Genomic DNA, 3,355 nt, shown 5'->3' with positions numbered 1-3,355 from the left:
CGGACGCGCGCCAGAACCCGGAGACCTGGGCGCGGCGGGCCGGGCTGGACGCGCCCCGCGTCGCCGTGGGCGACGTGTTCGCGGAACGCCTCGCCCCTCCCGCGCCCCCGGCGGGCGCGGACATCCTGCTGCCGCGCGCCTTCGTCGCCGTGCAGACCGGCTGCGACCACCGCTGCACCTTCTGCGTCATCCCGTTCGGGCGCGGCGTCTCGCGCTCGGTGCCGAAGGCGCAGGTGATCGCCGAGGTGCGTCGGGTTCTTTCGCTCGGCGCCCGCGAGGCGGTGCTGACCGGCGTGGACCTGACCTCCTGGGGCGCGGATCTCGGGGAGGACGAGCGGCTGGGCGATCTGGTCCGCGCGGTGCTGGCCGCCACGCCCGATCTGCCGCGGCTCCGGCTGTCCTCGCTCGACGCGGTGGAGATCGACCCGGCGCTGATGCGCGCGCTGGCGGAGGAGGAGCGGCTCGCGCCCCATCTCCATCTCTCGCTCCAGTCCGGCGACGACCTGATCCTGAAGCGCATGAAGCGCCGGCACTCCCGCGCCGACGCCGTGGCCTTCTGCGACGCGGCGCGGCGGGCGCGGCCGGACGTGGCCTTCGGCTGCGACGTGATCGCGGGCTTTCCGACCGAGACCGAGGCCATGGCCGCCAACACCCGCGCCGCGCTGGACGAGTGCGGCGTCGCCTACGCCCATGTGTTTCCGTTCTCCGCCCGGCCCGAGACGCCCGCGGCCCGCATGCCGCAGCTGCCCGCCGAGGTGGTGAAGGCCCGCGCCGCCGAACTCCGCCGCACCGGCGAGGCGCTGCTCGCCCGCCATCTCGACGCGCGTCTCGGCCGCGACATCGCCGCGCTGTCGGAGGGCCGGGGCCTCGCCCGCGCGGCCGATTTCACCGCCATCCGCCTCGCCCGCCCCGTCCCCCGGGGCGAGACCGTCGTCGTGCGCGCCCTCGCCCATGACGGCCGCGCCCTGATCGCCGCCTGAACGCCCCGCCGAAGGACAGACGCCATGACCGACGACGCCCAACCCAGGGACTGGTTCTCGCGGCTGCGCGCGGGCCTCGCCAAGACCTCGAACCAGCTCACCCGCGGCATCACCGAGCTGTTCACCAAGGAGAAGCTCGACGGCGCGACGCTGGACGAGCTCGAAGACCTGCTGATCCAGGCGGATCTGGGCGTCTCCGCGGCCGAGCGCATCACCGCGGCTGTGGGCCGCGCGCGGCACGAGCGGGCGCTCGACGGCGCCGGCGTGCGCGCCATCGTGGCGCAGGAGGTGGCGAAGACGCTGGCCCCGGTCGCGATCCCGCTCGATCCGCCGGAAAGCGCGCGCCCGGCGGTGATCCTCGTCGTCGGCGTCAACGGCTCGGGCAAGACCACCACCATCGGCAAGCTGGCGGAGACCTACCGCACCGCCGGCATGAAGATCGTGCTCGCGGCGGGCGACACGTTCCGCGCCGCGGCCGTGGAGCAGCTCGGCGTCTGGGCCGAGCGGTCCGGCGCGATCTTCGTCGCCAAGGAGACCGGCGCCGACGCGGCCGCGCTCGCCTACGAGGCCTTCGTCAAGGCGCGGGAGCAGGACGCGGACCTGCTGATCGTCGACACCGCCGGCCGGCTGCAGAACAAGGCCGGGCTGATGGCGGAGCTGGAGAAGATCGTCCGGGTGCTGAAGAAGTTCGACCCCGACGCGCCCCACGCCTGCCTGCTGGTGCTGGACGCCACCACCGGCCAGAACGCGCTGTCGCAGGTGGAGGCGTTCCAGCGCACCGCGGGCGTCACCGGCCTCGTGGTGACCAAGCTCGACGGCACCGCCCGGGGCGGCATCCTCGTGGCGGTGGCGGAGAAATACGGCCTGCCGGTGCACTTCATCGGCGTGGGCGAGGGCCTGGACGACCTGGAGCCGTTCGACGCGGACGATTTCGCCCGCGCGCTGGTGGGCCTGCCCAAGCACGAGAAGTTCTGGGAGTTCTGACGCGAACGGGCGGGGAGGCGATCCCCCCGCCCCTTTCCGTCCAGCCTCAGGCGGCGTGGCGGCTGGCGTCGGCGCCGTAATAGGCCACGTAGCGCGGGTTGATGATCGCGCGCGGCAGCACGATCAGCACGTCGGTGGTGCCGAACTGGCGGTCGATCACCGCGCCGTCGCCCACATAGGCGCCGAGCCTGAGATAGCCCTTGATCAGCGGCGGCAGCGCCTTGAGCGCGGCCTTCAGGTCGATCGCCTCTTTCGGCATGAGGTTCATGTCCGTGCGGCGGCCGGGCAGCGCGGCGGCGGCCCACTCGGCCGGGGCGCGGTGGAAGTGGTGCAGGTAGGACAGCGGCAGCGCCATGCGGGCGGGATCGACGCCCTCGAGGCTGGCGCAGCCGATCATCACGTCCACGTCGTGCGCCACCACATAGGACCACACGCCGTGCCACAGCAGCTCCACCGTGCGCTTGTCCCGGAAGGGCTTCAGCACGCAGGAGCGGCCAAGCTCCAGGAACGACAGGCCGGGGTGGCGGGCGATCAGCGGCTCGATGTCGAATTCGCCGGAGGTGTAGAAGCCGAAGGCGCGGTCGGCCTGCTCCTGCCGCAGCAGGCGGTAGGTGCCGACCACCCGGGGCTTGGGCGCCTTCGGCGTCGCGCCGATGGCGAAGGGGGCCTTGGCCTTGGCCTCGAAGCCCTTCAGGTCGAAGCCCTGAAGCCCGGCCAGCAGCTTGCTCGCCACCGGATGCGCGGGCTTCGGCCCGTGGTCCAGCACCAGCAGGTGGTCGCAGACCGCGTCATAGGCGTCCATGTCCCGGCGGGCGAGCTTGGCCAGCGGATCGGCGGTCGCCGCCATCTCCTTGTAGAACACCTCGTAGCGCAGCCGCTGGGCGCGCTTGACCTCCTTCGGCCGTTCGGCGAGGCGCAGCTCCAGCGCGCCGATGCGGCCGAGCGGCTTCGGCAGCCGGGCGGCGGAGGCTTCGAGCTCCGCCCTACTGGGGGTGTTCCGCGGGGCGGCCTCGCCCCGGAAGCTGGCGATCAGCTTGGCGGCGGCGCCGGGACGCTCGGCCGAATGGTGGGAGCGGAAGCGGCGCACGAGCGCGGCGGGGCCGGTCGGAGTGGCGCGGACGATGGCCATGGTCAGCCTTTGCGTGGGGCGGTCGGGCGCCTCTTGTGAACGCCGGGACGGCGTCGCGCCCGGCGCACGGCCTCGCGACCGCAACGAACAGGACACCATACTCCGCCAACGGCCATATGACAGCTCAAACCGCTGTCATCGCAAAGGAAACGCCGGACGGCCGTTCAGGCGACGCGGGCGGTCGCGGCCCTGCGGTCCAGCAGCTCCGCCAGCCGCGCGGCGTCGAGCGGCTTCACCAGCGCGGCGGCGAAGCCGGCTGACA

General features: G+C 73.4%; 3 protein-coding genes. 2 read left to right on the top strand and 1 reads right to left on the bottom strand.

Features of this window, described 5'->3' with window-relative positions:
• Positions 1-980 (top strand): radical SAM protein (locus ACFQ4O_RS16310; protein WP_378777227.1); only part of this gene is annotated, 980 nt, incomplete at its 5' end.
• A 24-nt stretch (positions 981-1,004) separates the two neighbouring features.
• Positions 1,005-1,964 carry a signal recognition particle-docking protein FtsY gene (ftsY, locus tag ACFQ4O_RS16305; protein ID WP_378777225.1) on the top strand — a complete coding sequence of 320 codons (960 nt, stop codon included), beginning with the start codon at positions 1,005-1,007 and terminating at the stop codon, positions 1,962-1,964.
• Between the two features lie 46 nt (positions 1,965-2,010).
• Here the strand turns inward: ftsY and ACFQ4O_RS16300 are convergent, their stop codons facing one another.
• A complete protein-coding gene (locus tag ACFQ4O_RS16300) occupies positions 2,011-3,093 on the bottom strand; it encodes a GNAT family N-acetyltransferase (protein ID WP_378777223.1) in 1,083 nt (360 codons plus the stop codon).
• Positions 3,094-3,355: the final 262 nt, after the last annotated feature.

Origin of the sequence: Methylopila musalis (genome assembly GCF_042679725.1) — a bacterium.
Lineage (GTDB): Bacteria > Pseudomonadota > Alphaproteobacteria > Rhizobiales > Methylopilaceae > Methylopila > Methylopila musalis.
The sequence above is the reverse complement of the archived record's forward strand: the minus strand, read 5'-3'. Positions and strand labels throughout refer to the sequence as shown.

Coding starts and splice junctions, on each gene's coding strand:
- ftsY (WP_378777225.1), top strand. CDS start 1,005: ATGACCGACGACGCCCAACCCAGGGACTGGTTCTCGCGGCTGCGCGCG.
- ACFQ4O_RS16300 (WP_378777223.1), bottom strand. CDS start 3,093: ATGGCCATCGTCCGCGCCACTCCGACCGGCCCCGCCGCGCTCGTGCGC.